General features: G+C 64.2%; 16 protein-coding genes. 7 read left to right on the plus strand and 9 right to left on the minus strand.

Annotation, left to right across the window (positions count from 1 at the left end; genetic code table 11):
• Window positions 1-36: 36 nt before the first annotated feature.
• Genes FJ973_RS05030 through FJ973_RS05045 form a run of 4 tightly spaced genes read right to left on the minus strand, consistent with a single transcriptional unit; the run spans window position 37 to window position 6,700 of the window.
• Window positions 37-2,496: an FAD-dependent oxidoreductase gene (locus tag FJ973_RS05030; RefSeq protein ID WP_140555021.1), complete on the minus strand. Its 2,460-nt coding sequence runs from the start codon at window positions 2,494-2,496 to the stop codon at window positions 37-39.
• The gene (locus tag FJ973_RS05035; protein ID WP_140495619.1) at window positions 2,493-3,674 is read right to left on the minus strand and encodes a pyridoxal phosphate-dependent aminotransferase; all 1,182 of its coding nucleotides are present in this window, start codon (window positions 3,672-3,674) and stop codon (window positions 2,493-2,495) included. The genes FJ973_RS05030 and FJ973_RS05035 overlap by 4 nt, the downstream gene beginning before the upstream one ends.
• Entirely contained in the window at window positions 3,674-6,127 is a 2,454-nt protein-coding gene (locus tag FJ973_RS05040) for an FAD-dependent oxidoreductase (RefSeq protein ID WP_140555022.1), read from the minus strand. Before FJ973_RS05040 ends, FJ973_RS05035 begins: the two co-directional genes overlap by 1 nt.
• A 30-nt stretch (window positions 6,128-6,157) precedes the next feature.
• Entirely contained in the window at window positions 6,158-6,700 is a 543-nt protein-coding gene (locus tag FJ973_RS05045; RefSeq protein WP_181167629.1) for an XRE family transcriptional regulator, read from the minus strand.
• A gap of 223 nt (window positions 6,701-6,923) precedes the next feature.
• Between FJ973_RS05045 and FJ973_RS05050 the strand changes: the two genes are divergently transcribed.
• Window positions 6,924-7,628 (plus strand): nitroreductase, encoded by a 705-nt coding sequence (locus tag FJ973_RS05050; protein WP_140555023.1) that lies wholly within the window; start codon window positions 6,924-6,926, stop codon window positions 7,626-7,628.
• Window positions 7,629-7,652: 24 nt separating this feature from the next.
• Here FJ973_RS05050 and FJ973_RS05055 read toward each other — a convergent pair whose 3' ends face one another.
• From FJ973_RS05055 to FJ973_RS05075, 5 genes are all read right to left on the minus strand, one after another.
• On the minus strand, window positions 7,653-9,095 hold the full coding sequence (locus FJ973_RS05055) for an MFS transporter (RefSeq protein ID WP_140555024.1): 1,443 nt from the start codon (window positions 9,093-9,095) through the stop codon (window positions 7,653-7,655).
• A 159-nt stretch (window positions 9,096-9,254) separates the two neighbouring features.
• Window positions 9,255-9,842 carry a sarcosine oxidase subunit gamma gene (locus FJ973_RS05060; protein ID WP_140555025.1) on the minus strand — a complete coding sequence of 196 codons (588 nt, stop codon included), beginning with the start codon at window positions 9,840-9,842 and terminating at the stop codon, window positions 9,255-9,257.
• Entirely contained in the window at window positions 9,835-12,828 is a 2,994-nt protein-coding gene (locus FJ973_RS05065; RefSeq protein WP_140555026.1) for a sarcosine oxidase subunit alpha, read from the minus strand. The genes FJ973_RS05060 and FJ973_RS05065 overlap by 8 nt, the downstream gene beginning before the upstream one ends.
• Window positions 12,825-13,121, minus strand: coding sequence for a sarcosine oxidase subunit delta (locus FJ973_RS05070; RefSeq protein WP_140516363.1), 297 nt, complete (start codon window positions 13,119-13,121; stop codon window positions 12,825-12,827). Before FJ973_RS05070 ends, FJ973_RS05065 begins: the two co-directional genes overlap by 4 nt.
• 54 nt (window positions 13,122-13,175) lie before the next feature.
• Window positions 13,176-14,435: a sarcosine oxidase subunit beta gene (locus tag FJ973_RS05075; RefSeq protein ID WP_140495627.1), complete on the minus strand. Its 1,260-nt coding sequence runs from the start codon at window positions 14,433-14,435 to the stop codon at window positions 13,176-13,178.
• A gap of 452 nt (window positions 14,436-14,887) precedes the next feature.
• On the opposite strand from FJ973_RS05075, the gene FJ973_RS05080 reads away from it, so the two are divergent.
• The 6 genes from FJ973_RS05080 to FJ973_RS05105 all read left to right on the plus strand — a co-directional run bounded on the left by FJ973_RS05080 (window position 14,888) and on the right by FJ973_RS05105 (window position 22,366).
• Entirely contained in the window at window positions 14,888-17,377 is a 2,490-nt protein-coding gene (locus tag FJ973_RS05080; RefSeq protein WP_140555027.1) for a mechanosensitive ion channel family protein, read from the plus strand.
• Window positions 17,378-17,531: 154 nt separating this feature from the next.
• Entirely contained in the window at window positions 17,532-17,795 is a 264-nt protein-coding gene (locus FJ973_RS05085; protein ID WP_140555028.1) for a hypothetical protein, read from the plus strand.
• 205 nt (window positions 17,796-18,000) lie between these two features.
• Window positions 18,001-19,434, plus strand: coding sequence for a UbiA family prenyltransferase (locus FJ973_RS05090; protein ID WP_140555029.1), 1,434 nt, complete (start codon window positions 18,001-18,003; stop codon window positions 19,432-19,434).
• 2 nt (window positions 19,435-19,436) lie between these two features.
• The gene (locus tag FJ973_RS05095; protein WP_140555030.1) at window positions 19,437-20,789 is read left to right on the plus strand and encodes an FAD-binding oxidoreductase; all 1,353 of its coding nucleotides are present in this window, start codon (window positions 19,437-19,439) and stop codon (window positions 20,787-20,789) included.
• Window positions 20,790-20,912: 123 nt separating this feature from the next.
• Window positions 20,913-21,362, plus strand: coding sequence for an EamA family transporter (locus FJ973_RS05100; protein WP_140521117.1), 450 nt, complete (start codon window positions 20,913-20,915; stop codon window positions 21,360-21,362).
• A complete protein-coding gene (locus tag FJ973_RS05105; protein WP_140555031.1) occupies window positions 21,359-22,366 on the plus strand; it encodes an NAD(P)-dependent oxidoreductase in 1,008 nt (335 codons plus the stop codon). The genes FJ973_RS05100 and FJ973_RS05105 overlap by 4 nt, the downstream gene beginning before the upstream one ends.
• Window positions 22,367-22,414: the final 48 nt, after the last annotated feature.

Genomic DNA, 22,414 nt, shown 5'->3' on the forward strand with positions numbered 1-22,414 from the left:
TTCCCTTCTCCCACAAGGGGAGAAGGGAAAACCGCGCTACGTCTTCACCCGTTCCGATTTCGGATCATACATCGGCTTCAGCGATGCCTCTGCCGCAAACCGCTCGCCGGCGATCTCGATCTCATAGGACGAGGCCAGCACATCCGCCTCGGTCTCCCCCTGGCAGGGCACATAGCCCAGCCCGATCGCGCCGCCGAGATGGTGGCCGTAATTGCCTGAGGTGATCGGACCGACGATCTTGCCGTCGCGCAGGATCGCCTCGTTGTGGAAGAGCAGCGGTTGCGGGTCCTTCAGCCGGAACTGGACCAGCCGGCGGCTCAATCCGGCTTCCTTCTTCTTCAACACCGCGTCGCGGCCGATGAAATCGCCCTTGGCCGTCTTCACCGCGAAGCCGAGGCCGGCTTCCAGCACATTGTCTTCGTCGGTGATGTCGTGACCGAAATGGCGGAAAGCCTTTTCGATACGGCAGGAGTCGAGCGCATGCAGCCCGCACAGCTTGAGGCCGAAATCGGCGCCGGCCGCTTCGATGGCTTCAAAGACGTGGGCCGCCTGGTCGGTCGAGACATAGAGCTCCCAGCCGAGTTCGCCGACATAGGTGACACGGTGGGCGCGGGCGAGGCCCATGCCGATCTCGATCTCCTGGAACGTGCCGAATGGGTTGTTCTCGTTGGAGAAGTCGTTGGGGCTGACCTTCTGGATCAGTTTTCGCGCATCCGGGCCCATCAGGCAGAGTACGCTTTCGGCAGCGGTTACATCGGTGATGACGACGAACTCATCTGTCAGGTGCTTGCGCAGCCAGGCGAGGTCGCGCTGCAGCGCGGCGCCGGGCACGACGAGGAAATAGGCGGTGTCCGACAGGCGCGACACTGTGAGATCGCTCTCGATGCCGCCGCGCCGGTTGAGCATCTGCGTGTAGACGATCTTGCCCGGCGCTACGTCCATGTCATTGGCGCAGAGTTTTTGCAGGAAGGCGCAGGCGTCGCGGCCTTCGACGCGGATCTTGCCGAACGAGGTCATGTCGAACAGGCCGACCTTGTTGCGGACGGCGAGGTGCTCCTCGCGCTGGTTGTCGAACCAGTTCTGCCGCTTCCAGGAATAGCGGTACTCGCGCTCCTGTCCCTCGCGCGCGAACCAGTTGGCGCGCTCCCAGCCGGCGACCTCGCCGAACACGGCGCCGCGCGCCTTCAGATGCTCATGCAGGGGTGAACGGCGCACGCCGCGCGACGTCGCCATCTGGCGATAGGGGAAATGGTCGGCATAGAGCAGGCCGAGCGTTTCGGAGACGCGCTCCTTGAGGTAACGGCGGTTCTTCTGGAAAGGCTGGGCGCGGCGGATGTCGACTTCCCACAGGTCGAACGGTGCCTCGCCGTCGTTGATCCACTGTGCCAGCGCCATGCCGGCGCCGCCTGACGAGACGATGCCGATCGAATTGTAGCCGGTCGCCATCCAGTAGCCACGCAGTTCCGGCGCCTCGCCGAGATAGTAGCGGTCGTCGGGCGTAAAACTCTCGGGGCCGTTGAAGAAGGTGTGGATGCCGGCGGTCGCCAGCATCGGCATGCGGTTTACGCCCATTTCCAGGATCGGCTCGAAATGGTCCATGTCCTCGGGCAGTTGATCGAAGCAGAAGTCCTCGCGGATGCCGTCCATGCCCCAGGGCTTCGCCACCGGCTCGAAGGCGCCGAGCATCATCTTGCCGGCATCTTCCTTGTAATAGGCGCACTCGTCGGGCACGCGCAGCACCGGCAGGCGGCTCAGCCCTGGGATCGGCTCGGTAACGAGGTAAAAATGCTCGCAGGCGTGCAGCGGGATGGTGACGCCGTTCTGGGCGCCCAGTTCGCGCGCCCACATGCCGGCGCAGTTGACGACGATGTCGGCCTCGATCGTGCCTTGCTCCTCGCCCTGCGCCCAGAACACGCCGGTGACGCGGCCGTCCCTGGTGTGGACCTTGGTGACCTTCACATTCTCCACGATGGTGGCGCCGCGTTGGCGCGCGCCCTTCGCCAGCGCCATGGCGATGTTGGCGGGGTCGCACTGGCCATCAAGCGGCAGATGCACGGCGCCGACGACGTCGGACACGTTGAGATGCGGATACATCTCCTTGACTTCCCTGGGCGAAATCTCGCGCACATCGACATCGAAGGCGCGGGCGAGTGACGCCTGACGGTAGATCTCGTGCTTGCGCTCCTCGGTCAGCGCGACGGTGATCGAGCCGACTTGGCGCATGCCGGTGCCGACCTCGGTCTCGGCTTCCAGCTTGACGTAGAGGTCGGCCGAATATTTCGCCAGCCGCGTCATGTTCTGCGAGCCGCGCAACTGGCCGATCAGGCCGGCGGCATGCCATGTGGTGCCCGAGGTCAGCTGCTTGCGCTCCAGAAGGACGATGTCGGTCCAGCCGAGCTTGGCCAGGTGATAGGCGACCGAGCAGCCGGAAACGCCGCCGCCGATGATGACGGCTCTTGCCTTGGCGGGAATGGTTCTGGGGGAGGGGATATTCATGCGGCCTCGCGGCGGTAGCTGGAGACAAAGCGGCGCAGCCGGAGCGCTGCTTCCCGCAAGACGGGTTCCGGCTGGCACAGGCTGACGCGGATATGGCCGGCCGCGGCCTCGCCGAAACTGGAGCCGGGCATGACGCCGACCTTCTCCTTGTCGAGGAAGGCGAAGGCGAATTTCTCGTCGTCGGATTCGACGGCCGATATGTCGAGCATGACATACATGCCGCCTTCGGAGCCGCGCACGCCGACATCGTTCATGCCGCGCACGGCGTCGAGCAGGACGGCGCGTCGCGCCGCATAGCGTTCGGCGATTTCCTTCACGCCATAACCCTTCTCCAGCGCCTCGGTGCAAGCGATCGAGATGAAGGCCGGGAGGCCGTAGGTCGTCACCAGATTGAGGTTGGTCAGCAGCGAGATCATCTCGCTGGGGCCGGTCAGCCAGCCCATGCGCCAACCGGTCATGCCATGGCTCTTGGACATGGAATTGATGACCAGCGTGCGCTCAGCCATGCCGGGCAGGGAACGCGGCGAGATGTGCTCGCCACCGCCGAGCGTCCAGTAGACTTCGTCGGACAGCAGCCACAAATCGTGCTCGCGGCAGACCTCGGCCAGCTGTTCCAACCGTTCGCGCGAATAGACGGCTCCGGTCGGGTTGTTCGGCGTGTTGATCAGGATGGCGCGCGTATTCGGCCGAAGTGCCGCCCGGATCATGTCGGCGCGGGGCTGGAAACCGTCCTCGGCCGGCGTCTCGACAACCGTGAAGGTCGCGCCCGCGGCGCTGAAGGTGTTGGGGTAGGTCGCGTAGTATGGCGCGACCACGATGGCGTGGTCGCCCGGATCGAGCACGGCCTGCACGGCGGCGTAGAGCGCCGCCTGGCCGCCCGGCGTGGCGATGACCTGGTCCGGCGTCGTCCCGACGCCCGTGCAGGCGACCGAGGCCGCCGCCATCGCCTTGCGCAGGCGCGGCAGGCCGGGCAAAGGGGTATAGTGGTGATTGCTGCCGCGAACCGCGGTCACGCAGGCCTCGATCGTTTCGGAAGGTGTGTCGAAATCGTGATCGCCGACCGACAGCATGATGATGTCCTCGCCGGCTTCCTTGCGGGCCCACGCGGCGAAATGGACTTCCCAGCCATCCTTGCCCGACGGCACGATGCCTGAAATGCGCGATGATGGTTTTGGCATCAGGCTCTCAACCTTTCGTTCTTCGGATCCCACAAGGGCTCATCCTTCTGCACGACCGCCTTGAAACGGCCGCCGAAGATCTCGACTTCCACGGCGGTGCCGGGCTCCGCCAGATCGGCACGCAGCATGCCGAGCGCGATCGACTTGCCAACGCGATGGCCCCAGCCGCCCGACGTCGTCTCGCCGACGATCTGGCCGTCATGCCACAGCGTCGACATGTAGGGCGCGTCGCAATCGCCGGGGTTTTCGACCACCAGCGTGACGAAGCGCTTCTTGACGCCCTGCTGCTTCTCGTTCTGGAGCGCCGCCTTGCCGCGGAACTCGGGCTTGTCCCATTTGACGAACCGCTCGAGCCCGCCTTGCAGGATCGAGTAGTCGGTCGAGAGGTCGCCTTTCCAGGTGCGATAGCCCTTTTCGAGCCGCAACGAATCCAGCGCGTACATGCCGAATGGTTTCAGGCCGTGCGGCTGTCCCGCCGCGCAGATGGTGTCGAAAACGGCGGCGGTGTCGTCGACCCTGGTGTGGATTTCCCAGCCGAGTTCGCCGGCGAAGGAGACGCGGACCAGCTTCGCCCAGCGCCCGGCGATCTTGGTTTCCTGATGCGTGAGCCACGGCAAGGTCAGGTCGGCCTCACAGACGGCGGCGAGGATTTCCCGCGACTTGGGTCCGGCCAGGATTTGGGTGGAGAATTCCTCGGTCCGGTCGATCAGCTTGAAAGTCGCATCCACGGGCATGTGCGATTTCAGCCATTCGAAATCATGCCATTGCGCCACCGCCGCGGTGATCAGCGTCATGGACTCCTCGCCGTGGCGCACCACCGACATTTCGGTGACGATGCGGCCCTTGTCGTCGGAGAAATAGACGAGACCGATGCGGCCGGGCTTCGGCACGAGGCCGGTCACTTGCCGGCTAAGCCATTCGGCGGCGCCCGGACCTTCGAGGTTGAAGCGCGAAAAACCCGGCAGGTCGAGGATGCCGGCGGCGTCGCGGACGGCCAGGCATTCCTCGCGCACGCGGTGCTGCCACGGCCCGTCGCGACGGAAGGTGAGCGTTGCTTCCTCCGAGACGTCGTCGCCATCCTGCGCATACCAGGTGGCGCGCTCCCAGCCATTATAGGCGTCGAAGCGCGCGCCGAACGCCTTCATGCGATCATGGATCGGCGACAATTTCCTGTCGCGTCCCGCCGGCCAGGCATGGCGCGGAAACTGGATGGCGTATTCGTTGCCGTAGATCTCCATGCCTTTGGCAACGCAGTAATCCGGAGCCGAAGCGAAGGACGTGAAGCGGCGCGGGTCGCAAGACCACATGTCCCATTCGGTCTGGCCTTGCGTGACCCATTCGGCCAACACCTTGCCTGCACCGCCGCCTTGCGCGATGCCGAAGGTGAAGACGCAGGCCTCGAAGGCGTTGGGGACGCCTGGCATCGGCCCGATCAGCGGATTGCCGTCCGGCGCATAGGGGATCGGGCCGTTGATGACCTTGGACAGGCCGGCGGTACCCAGGATCGGCACGCGGGCGACGGCGTCGGCCAGATAATGTTCCAGCCGGTCGAGATCGTCGGGGAAAAGCTGGAAGGAAAAATCCTCCGGCATCGGATCGTTGTGACCCGCCCAATGCGCGCGGCAATTGCGCTCATAGGGGCCGAGATTCATGCCGTTCTTTTCCTGGCGCAGATAGTAGGAAGTGTCGACGTCACGCAGCAGCGGCAGCTTCCTGCCCTGTTCCTTCGACCATGCGGCGAGCTCGGGGATCTCCTCGAACAATATGTACTGATGGCTCATCACCATCATCGGCACCTCGCGGCCGAACATTTTTCCAACTTCGGCGGCACGGTAGCCGGCGGCGTTGACGACGATCTCGCAGCGGATCTCGCCTTGCGGCGTCACGACCACCCATTCGTCCCTTTCGCGGCGCACGCCTGTCACCGGGCAGAAGCGTATGATCCGGGCACCCATGTCGCGCGCGCCCTTGGCCAGCGCCTGGGTCAGCTGCGCCGGGTCTATGTCGCCGTCGCTCGGGTCGTAGAGGGCGCCTTCCAGCTCATGCGTCTCGATGAAGGGATAGCGGCGCTTGATCTCGTCCGTGCCGACGATATCGATGTCCATGCCCTGGTAGCGGCCCATGCCCTTGGCGCGCTGGAACTCCTGCATGCGCTCTTGCGTGTGGGCAAGCCGCAGGGAGCCGGTGACATGGTAGTTCATAGGATAGTCGACGGCCTCGGCCAGCCCGCGATAGAGCTCGGTCGAATAGCGCTGCATGTTCATCAGCGACCAGGACGAGGAGAAGGTCGGCACGTTACCGGCGGCATGCCAGGTCGAGCCGGAGGTGAGTTCATTCTTTTCCAGGAGAACGCAGTCGGTCCAGCCCGCCTTGGCGAGATGGTAGAGCGAGGAGGCGCCGACGACACCGCCTCCGATGATCACCACGCGTGCCGTGCTCGGCAAACCGGCCATGTTCTTCTCCAACCCTTGGTCCAATTTCATTCAATAAACTGGCGGCGAAACCACCCAGATGACGACCGCCGGCTCCATTCCCGGATTGCGCCAGCGGAATGGCTTGCCCTCGAAGCGAAAGGAATCGCCTTCGCCGAGCCGATGCCATGTCCCCGATATTTCGATGTCGAACGTCCCCGACACGACATATCCAGCCTCTTCGGTCGGCCGACGCGCCTCGCTCTTGAGCTCAGCGCCCGGCGCGAAGACGGAACGCAGCATCTCGAAGCTACCGCCGAGATCGGGCGACAGAAGCTCCTCCATGAGGCCGGATTCGCTTGTGCCAAGGGTGCGGCGGCTGCCGGCCCGCACGACCGCGCCGCGCTCGCTTTCGACAGGCACGTCGTGGCCGAAGAACAGGCTGACCGGCACGCCGAAAAGTTCGCCGAAAGCCCGGAGATCACTGAGCGACGGTGTCGACAGGCCGCGTTCGACCTGGCTGACCCAGCCGACCGACCGGCCGAGTTTCAGGGCGATCTCGGCGAGCGTCAACCCTCGCGCCTTGCGCAGCGCCCTGATGTCGCTGGCCAGCAATCGCTCGTAATTTCCCTGCAATGCTTTCGCTGTAGTTGGAGGCAAATCGCGCTCTCGTGAAAAAATCCCATCAAATTTCATGAGATGCCGGAGCGGTGAAAAAATCAAGCGGATTTTCACGGGTGCACAAGATTTGCTTGCGCGATTTTGGCGGTTCATGCAAAGGCTCGGCCGCGAGCGGCGAGTGGGGACGTCCGATCGGGACACAGGGTAAGGACGGCCCATGCTTGGAAAGAAGGCTCGAATCACGGTTGATGCCGAGATCGTCGACGGCGCGATCGTATCGCGCCGGTCGGTGCGCGCTTTTCTGCCCGACATGGTCGACGACAACACGATCCGCGACATACTGGCGGTCGCGGCACGCGCCCCTTCCGGCACCAATATGCAGCCATGGCGGGTCTATGTCACCAAGGGTGACATCAAGCAGCGGATATCGGATGCCATCCTGAATTCCGGCATCCGTGCTGAAAAGGCCGATTGGGACGAATATCGCTATTATCCCACGCAGTTCTTCGAACCCTACCTGACCCGCCGCCGCGCCAACGGTTTCGGGCTCTACGGCGCGCTCGGCATCGGTCGCCGCGAGGTCGACAAGATGCGTGCCCAGCACGACCGCAACTTCGTCTTCTTCGACGCGCCGGTCGGCATGATCTTCACCATCGACCGCCGGCTTAACCAGGGTTCCTGGATCGACTACGGCATGTTCCTGCAGAACATCATGGTTGCCGCGCGGGGCAGGGGCTTGCACACCTGTCCGCAGGCGGCGTTCGCGCCCTATCACCGGCAGATCAGGCCGGTGCTCGGCATTCCCGACGAGGAGATCGTCGTCTGCGGCATGGCGCTCGGTTATGAAGATACGTCGAAGCCCGAAAACGCCTTCCGAACCGACCGCGTGCCGCTGGAGGAATGGGTGACGTTCAGCGAGTAGGCCGCTGCTGCGCTGCGACATCCGCTATTCCGTGTTCATCTGGGCGCCATGGCCGCTGACATGGGCGCCATCCTGCGGCGTCAGCTTGAGATAGGCTGATAGCGCGCACAGCGTGATGACACCCTCGATCACGAACAGTATCCGGAAGTGATTGGCGACGGCCGGGCCGCCGCCGGCCAGAAACGATAGTGCAGCGGCGGCGAGGCCGACGCTGATCGCCACCGCCAGTTGCCACAATATGTAATAGAGCGCGCTGAAGCGAGCGAGCTGCTCGGGCGCGATGTCGGAATAGGCAAGGTTGCCGGTCGACGCCCATTGCGCGGAGCGGAAGACGCCGAAGATGAAGATGTAGGCAAGCACGATCCACACCGGTGTGGTCGCCTGCATCAGGGCAAAGCCCGCAACCATGGCCGCGACGACGGGCGTGTTGAAAACCAGCACGCGGCGGAAACCGAAGCGGTTGAGCAGGCGAGGCATGAAGACACGCATGACCACCGACCCGACCGCGGCGACGAAGGTCAGCGACCCCGCCTGTACCGCGCTCATGCCGAAGCCGAGCTGGAACATCAGCGGCAGCAGGAAGACGACGGAGCTGAGGCCGATCGTGTCCAGACCGCCGCCGGTGAGGAAGGAGATGCGGAAGGTGCGGATGCGCAGGAGCTTGAGGTCGAGCAAGGGATTGCGCACGCGCAGGCAATAGAACGAGGCGACCGTCAGGATGACCAGCGCCAGGGCAAGCTCGGCCGCGATCACGCCGGCGGCCGCATCTTTCGCCGCCAGCGAATCCATGCCGAAGACAAGCAGGACCATGCCGCTGCCGACCAGCAGGAAGCCCGGGAAATCGAACGGTGTGCGCACGGGTTTGGTCACCGTCGGAAACAGCGAGGCGGCAAGGACAGCCGCGGCCAGCGCGAAGGGCACGTTGATGAAGAAGATCCAGCGCCAGGAAATGTAAGTGGTCAGCGCGCCGCCGACGAGCGGACCGACGAGCGGGCCGGACTGGCCGGCCAGCGAGATATACATGTTGATCTTCAGCGTCCGGCTTCGAGGGAAGGTCGACAGGATGACGACCTGACCGAGCGTGCCCATCAGCGCGCCGCCGAAGCCCTGCAGCGCGCGGGCGCCGACCAGCGTCCAGATGTTGTCGGACAGGCCGCACAGCGCCGACGAGGCGGCGAATACCAGCAGCGCAAAGCAATAGACGTTGCGCAGGCCGAAGCGGTCGGCGGCCCAGCCGCCGAGCGGCATCGAGATGATCAGGCTGGCGACGTAGACCGTGATCAGCAGGCCAAGCTGGCTCGGTGGACGGCCAAGGCTTTCGCTGATGCCGGGCAGCGCCGTCACCACGACATTCTGGTCGAGACTGGTCATGAACACGCCGCAGGCGACCGTCAGCGGCAGCAGGAGCAGGGCTCTGGCTGGCACATCGGCGCGATCGGTGACGCCGGCGGATATTTCTGCGGTCATGGAGATATTCGAACCAAACGGATGCGCGGATTCTGGAGACGGGTTTTGTTACCCTTCGGACCGGCTTGACGGCCATATCACGCCATTATGGCGGCCGCCGGCGCATTGCTGTAGCGTCAGAGCCGGCCGGCCTTGATGCCAGAATCCCTCGAGGCGCGCCTACTGGACCTCGTAGCCGACTTCCTCGCTGGCGTGACACAGCGCCTTCCAGAAGGAGCGCGCGAAAGAGCGGAAGAGGTAGATGTCGAACTGGTCGCCGCCGGTGCGTTGGATCTGGGCGAAGACATCGTGATGGGTGGTCGAGCGGCCGGCGCCGAGCGGGAAGGCAGGCAGCGCGAAATCGATGGCGAAGAACTTCGCCAGCACCCATTCGGCCTTCGGTCCGGCGATGCGGATCGCGCTGCGGCCATGCGAAAGATCGGTCACCGTGCCGATGGCGGGGGTCACCACGCCCGCGAAAGCCGCGGCCAGCCCCTCGGCTTCGTCGGCTACGGTGAACTTTCCCGGTGCGAAACCGAATGCCGATTTGGCGCCATTGGTGGCGCCACCGCCGGCACCGTCGGGCAGCGCAAGCCCGGTGACGGCGCGGATGCATGATATCAGTTTCTTCTCTTCGCCCGGCCAGGCGGCGAGCTGCACGATCGAGCCCGGTCTCGTCTCGGTCAGGATGACCTCGACACCATGTTCGAAATTGCCGTGCGAGCCGACATGGAATTCCGGTTCCAGCGGTGAAAGGCGCTCAACCATGCATGCGGCTCCCGTCCGGATCGTAGAAGTGGTTGGAAACGATCTCGACCGGTCCGAACCGGTTGCGCAGCGGATCGGAGACATGGGCGCGCGAGCCGTGCCTGGCCTTTCCGCCTTTGATCAGCGCCAGCGCGATGTGCTTGCCGAGCGCCGGCGAATAGCAGCAGGCCGTGATGTGGCCGATGGAGCCGTGCGGATTGGACTCGTCAAGCTCCTCGACGATATGCGCGCCGCCGTTGAGCGGCCTGTTGTCGAGCGCGACCAGCCCGACAAGTTCCAGCCGGTCGGGGGAGATGAGGCCCTCGCGGTCCATCATCGCCGAGCCGATAAACGGCTTCTTCTTCGACAGCATCCAGTCGAGATGCAGGTCGCGCGCCGTGGTGCGGCCGTCGATCTCGGCGCCCGTCACATGGCCTTTCTCGATGCGCATGGTGCCCAGTGCTTCCAGTCCGTAGGTTACCAGTCCGAACGGCTTGCCGGCCTCGATAAGCGCTTCCCAGACATGCGTGCCATGGTCGGCGCCGCAATAGACCTCGAACGCCATTTCGCCGGAAAAGGACAGCCGGCAGATCATCACCGGCACACCAGCGATCTGGCCATGCACGATGCCCATGAACGGCAGCGCCGCATTGTCGACAGCGGTGCCGACGACGCAGCCGGCCAGGATCTGCCTGGCTTTCGGCCCGCCGATCGCGGCACCCGCCCACTGGTCGGTCACGGAGGTGACATGAACCTTGAGCTCCGGCCAGACCACATCGAGGAAATATTCCAGATGCTGCATAACCTTGCCGGCATTGGCCGTGGTGGTGGTCATCAGGAAATCCTGTTCGCCGAGCCGCCATGTGGTACCGTCGTCGAAGGCCAGCCCGTCCTCGCGCAGCATCAGTCCGTAGCGCGCCTTGCCAACGGCCAACGTGGAAAACATGTTGGTGTAGACACGGTCGAGGAATTCGGCCGCGTCCGGACCTTGCACCGCGATCTTGCCCAGCGTCGAGACATCGACGATGCCGGCGCTTTCGCGCGTTGCCCTGGCCTCGCGTACATAGGCCTGCTCGATCGTCTCACCGGGAAGGCCGTAGATCATCGGCCGGTACCACAGGCCGGCGGAATACATGGTCGCGCCATTGGCGACATGCCAGTCATGCATCGGCGTCAGCCGTTCGGGCTTGAGGTCACCGAAGCGCTCCGCCGCCAGCGATCCGATCGAAACCGGTGCAAAGGGCGCCCGGAAGCGTGTCGTGCCGACTTCCGGGATCGGCTTGCCCAGCGCCTCGGCCATGATGGCGAGGCCGGGGACGTTGGAATTCTTGCCCTGGTCGGTCGCCATGCCGAGCGTGGTGTAGCGTTTCAGATGCTCGACCGAGACGAAGCCTTCGCGGTGCGCCAGCCGCACGTCCTCCGACGTCACGTCGTGCTGGAAGTCGACGAAGCTCTTGCCGCTGGCCCTGATCTCGAACACCGGCGCCGGATCGGGATCGCAAGCTACGGCTTTGACCGAGGGCAGTGCGGCCGGCGTGGCTTGCGCGCCTGCCGCGGCAAGGCCCGCGGCCCGGCCCTCGGTCATCGCTTCGGCGGTGGAAAAGCTGCCGGTGAAGGCGCCTGCGCCAATCCAGTTCTGCGTCGGCTTCGGCGGCAGGAAGGCTTGTCGGGCGGCATTCCACTCCGCCTTGGCGCCGGCCTGGCTGGCCAGATGGATGGTTGGCGACCAGCCCCCCGACATCAAGAGGCAGTCGGCATGGATGCTGCGGGCGTCGCCGGTGAGCGTGCCGTTGGCCATGTCGAAGCGCTGCAGCTTGACGCCGGAGAGCGCCTTGCCGCCCTCAGTGGCGATCACGGCATGGCCGGGAAAGATCTCGGCTCCGGTCTCCTCGGCCAGCTTGCGCATTTCGCCCGAAAGCTCGGGACGGACATCGACAATCGCGGCAATCCTTGCGCCGGCCTTCTTCAGCGCCAGGGCGCAGCGATAGGCGCTGTCATTGTTGGTGAACAGCGCGACCGTCTGCCCCGCCAGCACGCCGAATTCGTTGGCGTAGCGCTCCGCGGCATGCGCCAGCATCACGCCCGGGCGGTCATTGCCCGGAAATACGAGCGGCCGTTCGAAAGCGCCGGTGGCCAAGACCACCGATCGGGCGCGGATCGCCCAATAGCGATGGCGCGGTTCGCCCTTGCCGGGTGTCTCCTTGTGATCGGTGACGCGCTCAAGGGCGGCAAGCGTATTGCTGTCGTAGTAGCCCCAGACCGTGGTGCGCGGCAGAAGCCGGACGTTGTCGTAACCCTCGAGCTGGGCCACGGTTCGCCTGGCCCAGTCGGCCGCCGGCAGGTCATCGATCGTCTCGTTCGACCAGTTGGCAGAGCCGCCGAAACGCGGATCGAGTTCGGCAAGCATGACGCGCGCGCTCTGATCAGCAGCGGCCTTGGCGGCCGTCAGCCCGGCAGGGCCGGAGCCGACCACCAGCACGTCGCAAAAGGCGTTCATGCGCTCATAGCGCGCCGGGTCGGCGGTGGAACCGGCCCGGCCGAGGCCGGCGGCGCGGCGGATGAAATGCTCGCAGAACATCCAGAAGCGCGTGCCCTTCAGCGGACCGATCACCGGACCCATGAAGGTCTTGTAGTAGAAGCCGGCCGATAGGAGCTTGCCGCCGAGCTGGTTGACGGCGCTGACGTCCCAGGCCAGCGACGGAAAACGGTTCTGGCTGACGGCGACCAGCCCGTCATGAAGCTCGACCATGGTCGCCGCGACGTTGGGCTCGCGGACCTCGCCCTTCAGCACCGTCACCAGTGCGTTCGGCTCTTCCACGCCTGCTGTCAGGAGGCCGCGCGGGCGGTGGTATTTGAACGAGCGCCCGTAAAGCGTGACGCCGTTGGCCAGCAGCGCCGAAGCCAGCGTATCACCGGCATGGCCGGTGTAGGGCGTGCCATCAAAGGTGAAGCGGATGGTCTTCAGCCGGTCGATGCGGCCGCCGGTCTCGGTCCGGCGCGGGCTCACGATCTGCCCTCCGCCTTGCGCCGCGCGACCGGGCCGTGGTCGCCGCGTGCGAAGGCGACGCTGGAAATCTCATGCGTCAGCGTGTTGCGCACGACCCTGAGATGCGCGCGGCAGCCGCCGGAATGCTGCCAGATCTCGTTGTGGTCTCCGGCCGGGTTCAGCCGGTCATAGACATAGGCGTTCCAGGCTTCGAAGTTCTGCGAGGCGGGGTCGGGACGCTCGCGGTTGCCGTCACCCTGGTAGGTGAACTCGATGACGTCGCGCGGGCCGCAATAGGGACAAGTGATCAACATCGGATATTCCTGGTGCAGCCTTGCTCGGTGAAGCCTTGCTTGGAGAGATATTGTTCAGTGCAGTCTGGGATTGGCGCCCTGGCCCTTGTCGTCGATCACCAGGCCGCGATGGAAGCGGTCGAGCGTGAAGGGGGCGTTGAGGTCATGCGGCTCGTCCTTGGCGATGGTCCAGGCAAAGCACCAGCCGGAGGCGGGCGTCGCCTTGAAGCCGCCATAGCACCAGCCGCAGTTGAGATACATGCCGGGCAGGGGCCCGGTGGTGATGATGGGCGAGCCGTCCATCGACATGTCGCAGACGCCGCCCCAGGAGCGCAGCATGCGCACGCGGGCAAGCCCCGGGAACAGCGCCAGCATCTCGCTCATCACCTCGTCGACGATGGGCAGGTTGCCGCGCTGGGCGTAGCTGTTGTAGCCGTCGATGTCGCCGCCGTAGACGAGGCCGCCCTTGTCCGATTGCGACATGTAGAAATGGCCCATGCCGAACGTGACGACCGTATCGATGAAGGGCTTCAGCGATTCGGTGACGAAGGCCTGCAGCACATGGCTCTCGATCGGCATCGTCTCGATGCCGGCAAGCTGCATCACCCGGCCGGTGCTGCCGGCCACCGCGACCGCCACCTTCTTGGCGCGGATGTCGCCGCGTGATGTGGTGACGCCGGTGATGCGGTCGCCGTCGCGCAGGAAGCCGGTGACCTCGCAATTCTCGATGATGTCGACGCCGCGCCGGTCGGCGCCGCGCGCATAGCCCCAGGCCACGGCGTCGTGGCGGGCGGTGCCGGCGCGCCGCTGCATCAGGCCGCCGACCACGGGGAAGCGCGCATCACTGGAAATATCGAGCGCGGGGATCAGGCGCTTGATTTGCGCCGGCGTCATCAGTTCGGCGTCGACACCGAGATGGCGCATGGCGTTGCCGCGCCGTGCATAGTCGTCGAACTGGGCCGGCGTGTGCGCCAGGTTCAGGCAGCCGCGCTGCGAGAACATGACGTTGTAGTTGAGATCGTGCGACAGGTTCTCCCACAGCTTCATCGAATGCTCGTAGAAGCGGGTGTTGGCGGGCAGCAGATAGTTGGAGCGCACGGCGGTGGTGTTGCGGCCGACATTGCCGGAGCCGAGCCAGCCTTTTTCCAGCACCGCGACATTGGTGATGCCGTGTTCCTTGGCGAGATAATAGGCGGTCGACAACCCGTGCCCGCCGCCACCGATGATGATGACGTCGTAGGATGCCTTCGGGTCCGGCTTGCGCCAGGCCGGCTTCCAGTCCTTGTTTCCCTTGAGCGCGTTCGCGAGCAGCGAAAGGGCCGAGTACTCTGCCATGGATATGATGTCCGTTTCGGGCGATGCGGCAGACTATAGAGCAGGCCGCACGCGCAAAGCCAATATTGCGCCATCGCCTTTCGACTGGCCGACGCTCCGGCCACCGCCAGATCAGCGCAGGTGCGGTCGGATCAGGCGACGAGTCCGGGTGACGGGGTCCTTCGCCGGCGCGCTGTTGATGGAGCATTGAACGAAAAAACCCGCCTGTGCGGCGGGTCGTTGGCGCAACTCAGCACCATGACTGAATATCTACCATAGCTGCCTTCACCCAGTCAAGAAAAAATTCCTATCACAAAGCTGCCGGCACAACGGGACTGGCGGTCGTCAGGTCTTTGTTGCCCCGAGTTCGGAGCCCTGGCGGTCGGATGCGACGGCTTGCCCCATGATATGGCCGTCTTTATCAAGGACAGGCAAATTCAATTGCCATTGCCGCCTTGAGTCGCCAACAAATCATGTTTTTCAAATTGCTTCGTCTCGTCTTGATGTTCGCGCTTGTCGTTTCGGCGCCGCTTTCGTTCGATGCGTCGGCGCAAGGGCTTGGCCAGGCGCCTGCCGGACTGGTCGCCGACCAGCAGAAAATCCTTCAGGACCTGACGACCAAGACCGATAATTTCGACAAGAAGATCCAGCAGGACGGCGACGACGACGCCACTCTCGTCGATATCCGCCTGCAACTCGAGGAACTGTCGCGGCAATCGCTGAACAGCGCGCTGGCCTTCCGCACCCGCCTTAGCGAGATCAACAGCCGGCTCGAGCAGCTTGGCCCGGCACCCGCCGCAGGCCAGCCGCCGGAACCCGACATCGTCAGCACCGAGCGCCAGGCGCTGGTCTCCGAAAAGGCCGAGATCAACGCGGTCATCGCGCAGGCGCAGACGCTGTCGATCCGCATCAGCGGGATGATCGACAAGATCGGCAACATGCGCAGCGCGCTTTTCCGCAATCTCCTGACCAAGCGCTATGTGCTGTCGGATGCGCTGAGCCCACAGGTCTTTTCCGACGCCCGCGACGAGTTCGGCAATTTCTACAAGGCGGTCTCGTCCTGGCTGAGCTTCGCCTTCAGGTTCAAGTTCCAGGCCATTCTGGCGGCAACCTTCGTGGCGCTCGGGCTGGCCCTGGTGCTTCTGGTCGGCGGCAGGCGGTTGTTTGGACGGGTGTTCGAAGCCGATCCGTCCAATGAGGACCCGTCCTATCTCAGCCGCCTGTCGGTGGCCTTCTGGTCGACATTGCTGCCGACGCTGGCGGTCGGCGCCTTTCTTGGGTCGACGATTTTCTTTTTCAACTATTACAACGTTTTGCGCGGCGACATTGGCCTTTTCCTCAACGCGCTGGCGACGGTCATCGGGGTGGTGTTCTGCGTCAATCGGCTGGCCAATGCGGCGCTCGAGCCGAGGCTGCCGAACTGGCGCCTGATCCCGGTCGAATCCGGCCCGGCGCGTTGGCTGGTGCGCCTGACCACCGCCATGGCCGTGGTCATCAGCGTCAACACCTTCCTGTCCGTCATCAACGACAAGATGGGATCGCCGCTGTCGCTGACGATCGCGCGCAGTTTCGTGGCCACCATCGTCGTCGGCATCATCCTGATCCTGATGGCGATGCTGCGGCCGTTCAAGGCCCGTGACGGCAGCTGGCGGCCTTGGCCGGCATGGCTGCGCTACCTGGCGCTGGCTCTGGGGCTCTTCACCATCATAGCCGCCTTGCTTGGCTATATCGGCCTTGCGCTGTTCGTGTCGCTGCAGGTGGTGGTCACCGGCACGGCGCTCGTCACCGCTTATATCGGCTTCCTGTCGGCACAGGCGATCGGCGACGAGGGCGCCTTCGCCAATACGTCGGTCGGGCGCTGGCTGTCGGCCAATTCCAGCTACGAGGACACCGCGCTCGACCAGCTCGGCCTTGTCGTCAGCGTGGCCATCAACGTGATGATCGTGCTGGTCTTCCTGCCGCTGATCCTGTTGATGTGGGGCTTCCAACTGGGCGACATCCAGGCCTGGGCCTACAAACTGGCGACCGGGATTAATATCGGTTCGGTGACGATTTCGGTCACCGGCATCCTGTCGGGCATCGTCGTCTTCATCATCGGCTATTTCCTGACGCGCTGGTTCCAAGGCTGGCTCGACGGTTCGGTGATGGCGCGCGGCAAGGTCGACACGGGCGTGCGCAACTCGATCCGGCTGGCCGTCGGCTATGCCGGCGTGGCACTCGCGGCACTGATCGGCATCTCGGCGGCGGGCATCGATCTGTCCAGCCTGGCGCTGGTCGCCGGCGCGCTTTCCCTCGGCATCGGCTTTGGCCTGCAGAACGTGGTGTCGAACTTCGTCTCGGGCCTGATCCTGCTGGCCGAGCGGCCGTTCAAGGTCGGCGACTGGATCGTCGCCGGCGACATCAGCGGCACCGTCAAGAAGATCAGCGTGCGCGCCACCGAGATCGAGACCTTCCAGCGGCAGTCGGTGATCCTGCCCAATTCGAACCTGATCAACAACGCCGTCGGCAACTGGACGCACCGCAACAAGCTCGGCCGCATCGACATCAAGGTCGGCGTCGCCTATGGCAGCGACGTCAAGCAGGTGCACGCCGTCCTGCTCGAGATCGCCCGCGGTCATCCGCTGGTGCTGAAGAACCCCGAACCCTTCGTGCTGTTTTCCAATTTCGGGCCTGCCGCGCTGGAATTCGAGATCCGCCTGTTCCTGGCGGATGTGATGAACGGCAACATCGTGCAGAACGATATCCGCTTCACCGTGCTGGAGACGTTCAGCGACCAGCATATTGAGATACCCTCGACGCCACGCGCGGTCGTCGAGCCCAAGCATGCGAAGGCCTGGCCGACCGACGACGACAAGATCGAGGCCGATTTCGCCGAGCAGGAACGAGCAAAGGCGGAAGCCGCGGCCGAGGCCAAACGTCTAGCCAGATCGGGACGCAAGGCGAAGAAACCTGATCCGGATTAGATCGGCGATCGGAAGGTTTCAGGCCGTCGAAACCAATTGCGGCATGAATGCGGCATTCAGTTGCGGTTCAGCTTCCATCTCATATAAGCTCCCATGCAAAGGCGAGGATGCCTTGCGAAATGCAACAGAGGCGGTGGGAACACCGATATTGCACATGTGGAAGTCTCTCGTCGCTGCCGTCGCCTTGCTCGCCGTGAGCGGCTCGGCCTATTCCGCCAGCGCGGTCAACAAGGACGCCGAGACCCGCACGCTGATCGTGACGGAAGGCGGCAGCAAGACCGACCTGGCGTTGGCCGCCGGCGAAACCGTGGAATTCTGCCCGAATGGCTGCTTCGTCACCTTGCCCAATGGCGACCTCGAAGCCCTGACCGGCTCGGAAACCGTCGAGATCTCGGGCGGCGTCGCCCGCATCAAGTAATTTCGACGGCATGCCTTGAAAGGCCGGACATTTGTTCGGCCTTTTATTGTTTTCGGTAGCGGTTGTTTAACAATGACGCCGGAAATACCGCGGCGACAGCCGCCCACAACCGGGCGTTTTAACGTTCGTTACGCCATCTCCCCGCTATACGTCTTGTGAAGACGCCGACAAACGGCGCGACGGGTTCGAGGCAGGGCAGGACGACATGGACGCGCGGTCCGACGGAAACGCAATACCGCTTGCGGTCGATCTCGACGGCACGCTGATCGCGACCGACCTGCTATGGGAAGGACTGTTCATCCTTCTCAAGAAGAACCCGCTCTACATTTTCCTCGTGCCTTTCTGGGCTGCGGCCGGGCCGGCCCGGCTGAAGCAGGCCATCGCCCAGCGCGTCGATATCGATCCCGCGTCGCTGCCTTACCGCGCGCCATTGCTCGACCGCATCCGGGCCGAGCATGCCGAAGGCCGCAAGATCGTGCTGGCGACAGGCACGCCGCGCAAATTCGCCGACGCCATCGCTCGCCATCTCGGTGTCTTCGACAGGGTGCTGGCGTCGGACGGGGTCGACAATCTGACTTCCGGCAAGAAGCGTGCCTCGCTTGTCGCGGCCTATGGCGATGGCGGCTTCGACTATGCCGGCAACAGCCGCCATGATCTCAAGGTTTTCGATGCGGCACGCAGCGCGATCGTGGTGGCGCCGGACCGCCACGCCGCGCGCTGGCAGGCGGCGCATGGCGCCGAAACCATGTCGGCGCCGAAACCGACATTGCGGACCATCGTCAAAATGCTGCGCGTGCATCAGTGGCTGAAGAATTCGCTGATCGCGGTGCCGATGGTGCTGTCGCACGAATATTTCAACGCCGGCATGATCTGGGAGTGCGTGCTGGCGTTCATCTCGTTCAGCGCGGTGGCGTCGGCCATCTATATCCTCAACGATTTCTTCGACCTGGCGCTCGATCGCAAGCATGCCACCAAGCGTCACAGGCCATTCGCCAGCGGCGCGCTCTCCATCCCGTTCGGGATCGGCGCGATCGCGGTGCTGCTGGCGATCGGCATCGGCACAGGGCTGTTTCTGGCGCCCGAATTCCTCGCCGTGCTCGGCGGCTACATGGCTGTCACCACGGCTTACTCGCTGTCATTCAAGCGCATGCTGCTGGTCGACGTGCTGACGCTGGCCGGCCTCTACACGATCCGCGTTCTGGCGGGCGCGGCCGCGACCGGCGTCGAGGTTTCGTTCTGGCTGCTCGCCTTCTCGATCTTCTTCTTCCTGTCGCTGGCGCTGGTGAAGCGCTTCGTCGAATTGCGCACCACGGCCATTCCACCCGGCGAGCGCATTGCCGGGCGCGGATATCGCACCGAGGACCAGGAGATCGTCGCCCAGGCCGGCATGGCTTCGGCCTTCTCCTCGGCACTGGTGCTGGCGCTCTACATGGATAGTGTTGCAGTGCGTGAGCTCTACCCGCATCCCTGGCTGATCTGGCCGCTGCCGCCGATCGTGCTTTATCTCACCATGCGGGTCTGGATCCTGGCGCGTCGCGATGAGATGCATGACGATCCGGTCGTGTTCATCATCCGCGACTGGCGCAGCCAGATCGTGGTGCTGATCGGCGCCGTGCTGCTGGTGATCGGGGGCTGGTAGACATGGCCGGCGAGCGCTTCGACAGCTTCGGGCGCGCGACGCCGCCCGCGCCCCACGCCATCGGCGTCGATGATGCTATCGTGCTGCTGAAGGGCGGCCAGGCCAGGCACGCCTCGCTGCTTGCCTATGGCAATGGCAGATCCTACGGCGATTCCTGCCAGAACGAGGCCGGCGCGGTCGTCGACATGCGGCCGTTGAACCGCATCCGCGCCTTCAATGCCGAGATCGGCCTTCTCGAAGCGGATGCGGGCGTGCTTCTGTCCGACATCATTGCCCACGCCGCGCCCTACGGCTTCTTCCCGGCAGTCGTTCCGGGCACGCAGTTCGTCACGCTCGGCGGCGCCATTGCCAACGACGTCCACGGCAAGAACCATCACCGGCGCGGCACGTTCGGCTGCCATGTCGAAAGTTTCACGCTGCTGCGGTCCAATGGAAGGACCTACCGCTGCTCCGCGACAGACAATCCGCGGTTGTTCCGGGCGACGATCGGCGGCATGGGGCTGACAGGCCTGATCCTGTCGGCCTCGATCCGGTTGATGCGGGTGCATTCCCTCGACATCATCGAGAAGGTGACGCCGTTTCGCGACCTGGGCGAATTTTTCGAGCTGGCCGAGGCGGCGGACCAGGCCAATGAATATGCGGTCGCCTGGATCGATCAGCTCGCCGGCGGCAGGCGCAGCGGGCGCGGCCTGCTGTTCACGGGCAATCACGCCGAGCATGGCTCGCATACCGCCGCGCGCGCCGGCGGCAATTTCGCGGTGCCGTTCCAGCCGCCGTTCAATGTGCTCAGCCGACCGTTCCTGAGCGCCTTCAATGCGGCCTACCGATGGAGGAAGGGCCGCTCTGCCGCGCCGCGCCAGGTCGGTTACCAGGGCTTCTTCTTCCCGCTGGACGGCGTGCGCGATTGGAACCGGCTTTACGGTCCGAACGGGCTGTTCCAGCACCAGAGCGTTGTGCCGGAAGAAGCCGCGCGTGAAGCGGTGCCGATGCTGCTCGCGGCTGCCAGGCGGGCCGGGCAGAGCTCGTTCCTCACTGTTCTGAAACGCTTCGGCGGCGTCCGATCCCCGGCGCTGCTCTCCTTCCCGCGACCTGGCTACACGCTGACGCTGGATTTCCCCAACAGGGGAGCCGCGACCCTGGCGTTGCTGGACGAACTCGACCGCATCGCCATCGGAGCCGGCGGGGCAGTCAACCCCTACAAGGATGCGCGTATGAGCGCCGCGACCTTCGCCGCGTCCTTTCCGGAGTGGTCACGGCTGGAGGCGCAGCGCGATCCGGCCTTCATGTCCGGCATCTGGGCGCGCACCGCGAAAGACATCGACCTACGAAGGCGGGGCGCCGAGGCAGCCGAATAGATAAAATTGAAATGGATCGTGGTTAGCGAGCGGTTAACGAGAAGATTTACTCAAAATGTCCTTGTGAGTTCACGAAATCTTTTCGGGTTTGTAATAGAAGGCGTCACGGGTGGGTGAGCGGACATGAAATATATCGTCTTCATTCTCTTTACGGTCATGACCAATGCGGCCGCGCAGCTGATGCTGAAGCAAGGCATGATGTCGCTTGGGCCGATCTCGTTCGAAGGCGCCAACCCGCTTATCAGGCTTTTGCAGATCGTCTTCAGCCCCTGGGTGTTCCTCGGCCTGTGCACCTTCGTCATTTCCATGGCCTCGCATCTCTACGTGCTGTCCAAGGTCGAGCTTTCCTTTGCCTATCCGTTCCTTAGCCTCGCCTATGTCGCCGTCGCGGTCTTCGCCTATTTCGTCTTCCGCGAGGACCTCAATGGCTGGCGCATCGCGGGTATCGGCTGCATCTGCGTGGGCACGGTGCTGATCGCCCAAAGCGGCCGAGACCTGGGTGACCACGGGCATGACGAGCAGACCGTTTCCATCACCTCCGACAAGATCGGCACCAGCGAGATCGTTCGATGAGACATGTGATTTTCGGCGGCGACGGCTTTGTCGGTCGCCACCTTGCCCCGAAGCTCGTGGCGGATGGCGAGGAGGTTGTCGTCGCCGACATCGTCAAGAGCGATCTTGCGCATTACCGCAACGTCGGCTTCATCCATTGCGACGTGACCGATCCCGCATCGGTGGCGGCGGTTGGGCTGAAGGCCGACGACATGGTCTATAATCTGTCGGCAAAGATGCTGTCGCCGATCCAGGTGCGCGCCAAGCGGCACGATTTCTTCTTTCCGGTCAATTTCCATGGCACCGAGCATATCATGCAGGCGATGGACAAGGCCGGTGCGCCCCGGCTCGTGCATTACACGACCGACATGATCTACGGCCATACGGTCACCTTTCCGATGACCGAGGAGCATCCGGTCGCGCCGCTCGGCGAATATGGCTGGTCGAAGCAGAAGACGGAGGAATTGGCCGCCGAATGGCGCAAGCGCGGCATGTCGATCTCGCTGTTTCGCCCGCGCCTGATCATCGGGCCCGGCCGCCTCGGCATCCTTGAAAAACTGTTCAAGCTGATCGACTGGAGCCTTCCGGTGCCGATGATCGGCTCGGGCCGGAATCCTTACCAGTTCATCTCGGTGTTCGACTGCGCCGAGGCCGCGCGGGCGGCCTGGAAAGCGGGCGTACCAAACGAGGCCTATAATCTGGGTTCGCTCAACCCGCCGCCGGTCAGGAAATTGCTCGGCGACCTGATCAGGCATGCCGGTTCGAAATCGGTCCTGATTCCGACGCCGGGCTGGGCCGTGAAGCGCACGCTGGACCTGCTCGATCTCATGAACCTGCCGATCATGGATCCGGAGCAATATCTGATCGCCGACGAGGAGTGCGTGCTCGACGTCTCCAAAGCGGGACGCCAGCTCGGCTGGGTGCCGCAACATCGCGACGAGGACATGCTGATCGCCGCCTACAGCGAATACCGCGCCAGGAAGGCCGGCCACGCCGTCGCCACCAAACATGTGCTCGCCGAATAGCAGCCCGCCAACAGTTTCATTTGCGCACGATCCCCGATCCTGCGCGCG

The sequence above is a fragment of the Mesorhizobium sp. B2-1-3 genome (assembly GCF_006442495.1).
Classification (GTDB): Bacteria; Pseudomonadota; Alphaproteobacteria; order Rhizobiales; family Rhizobiaceae; genus Mesorhizobium.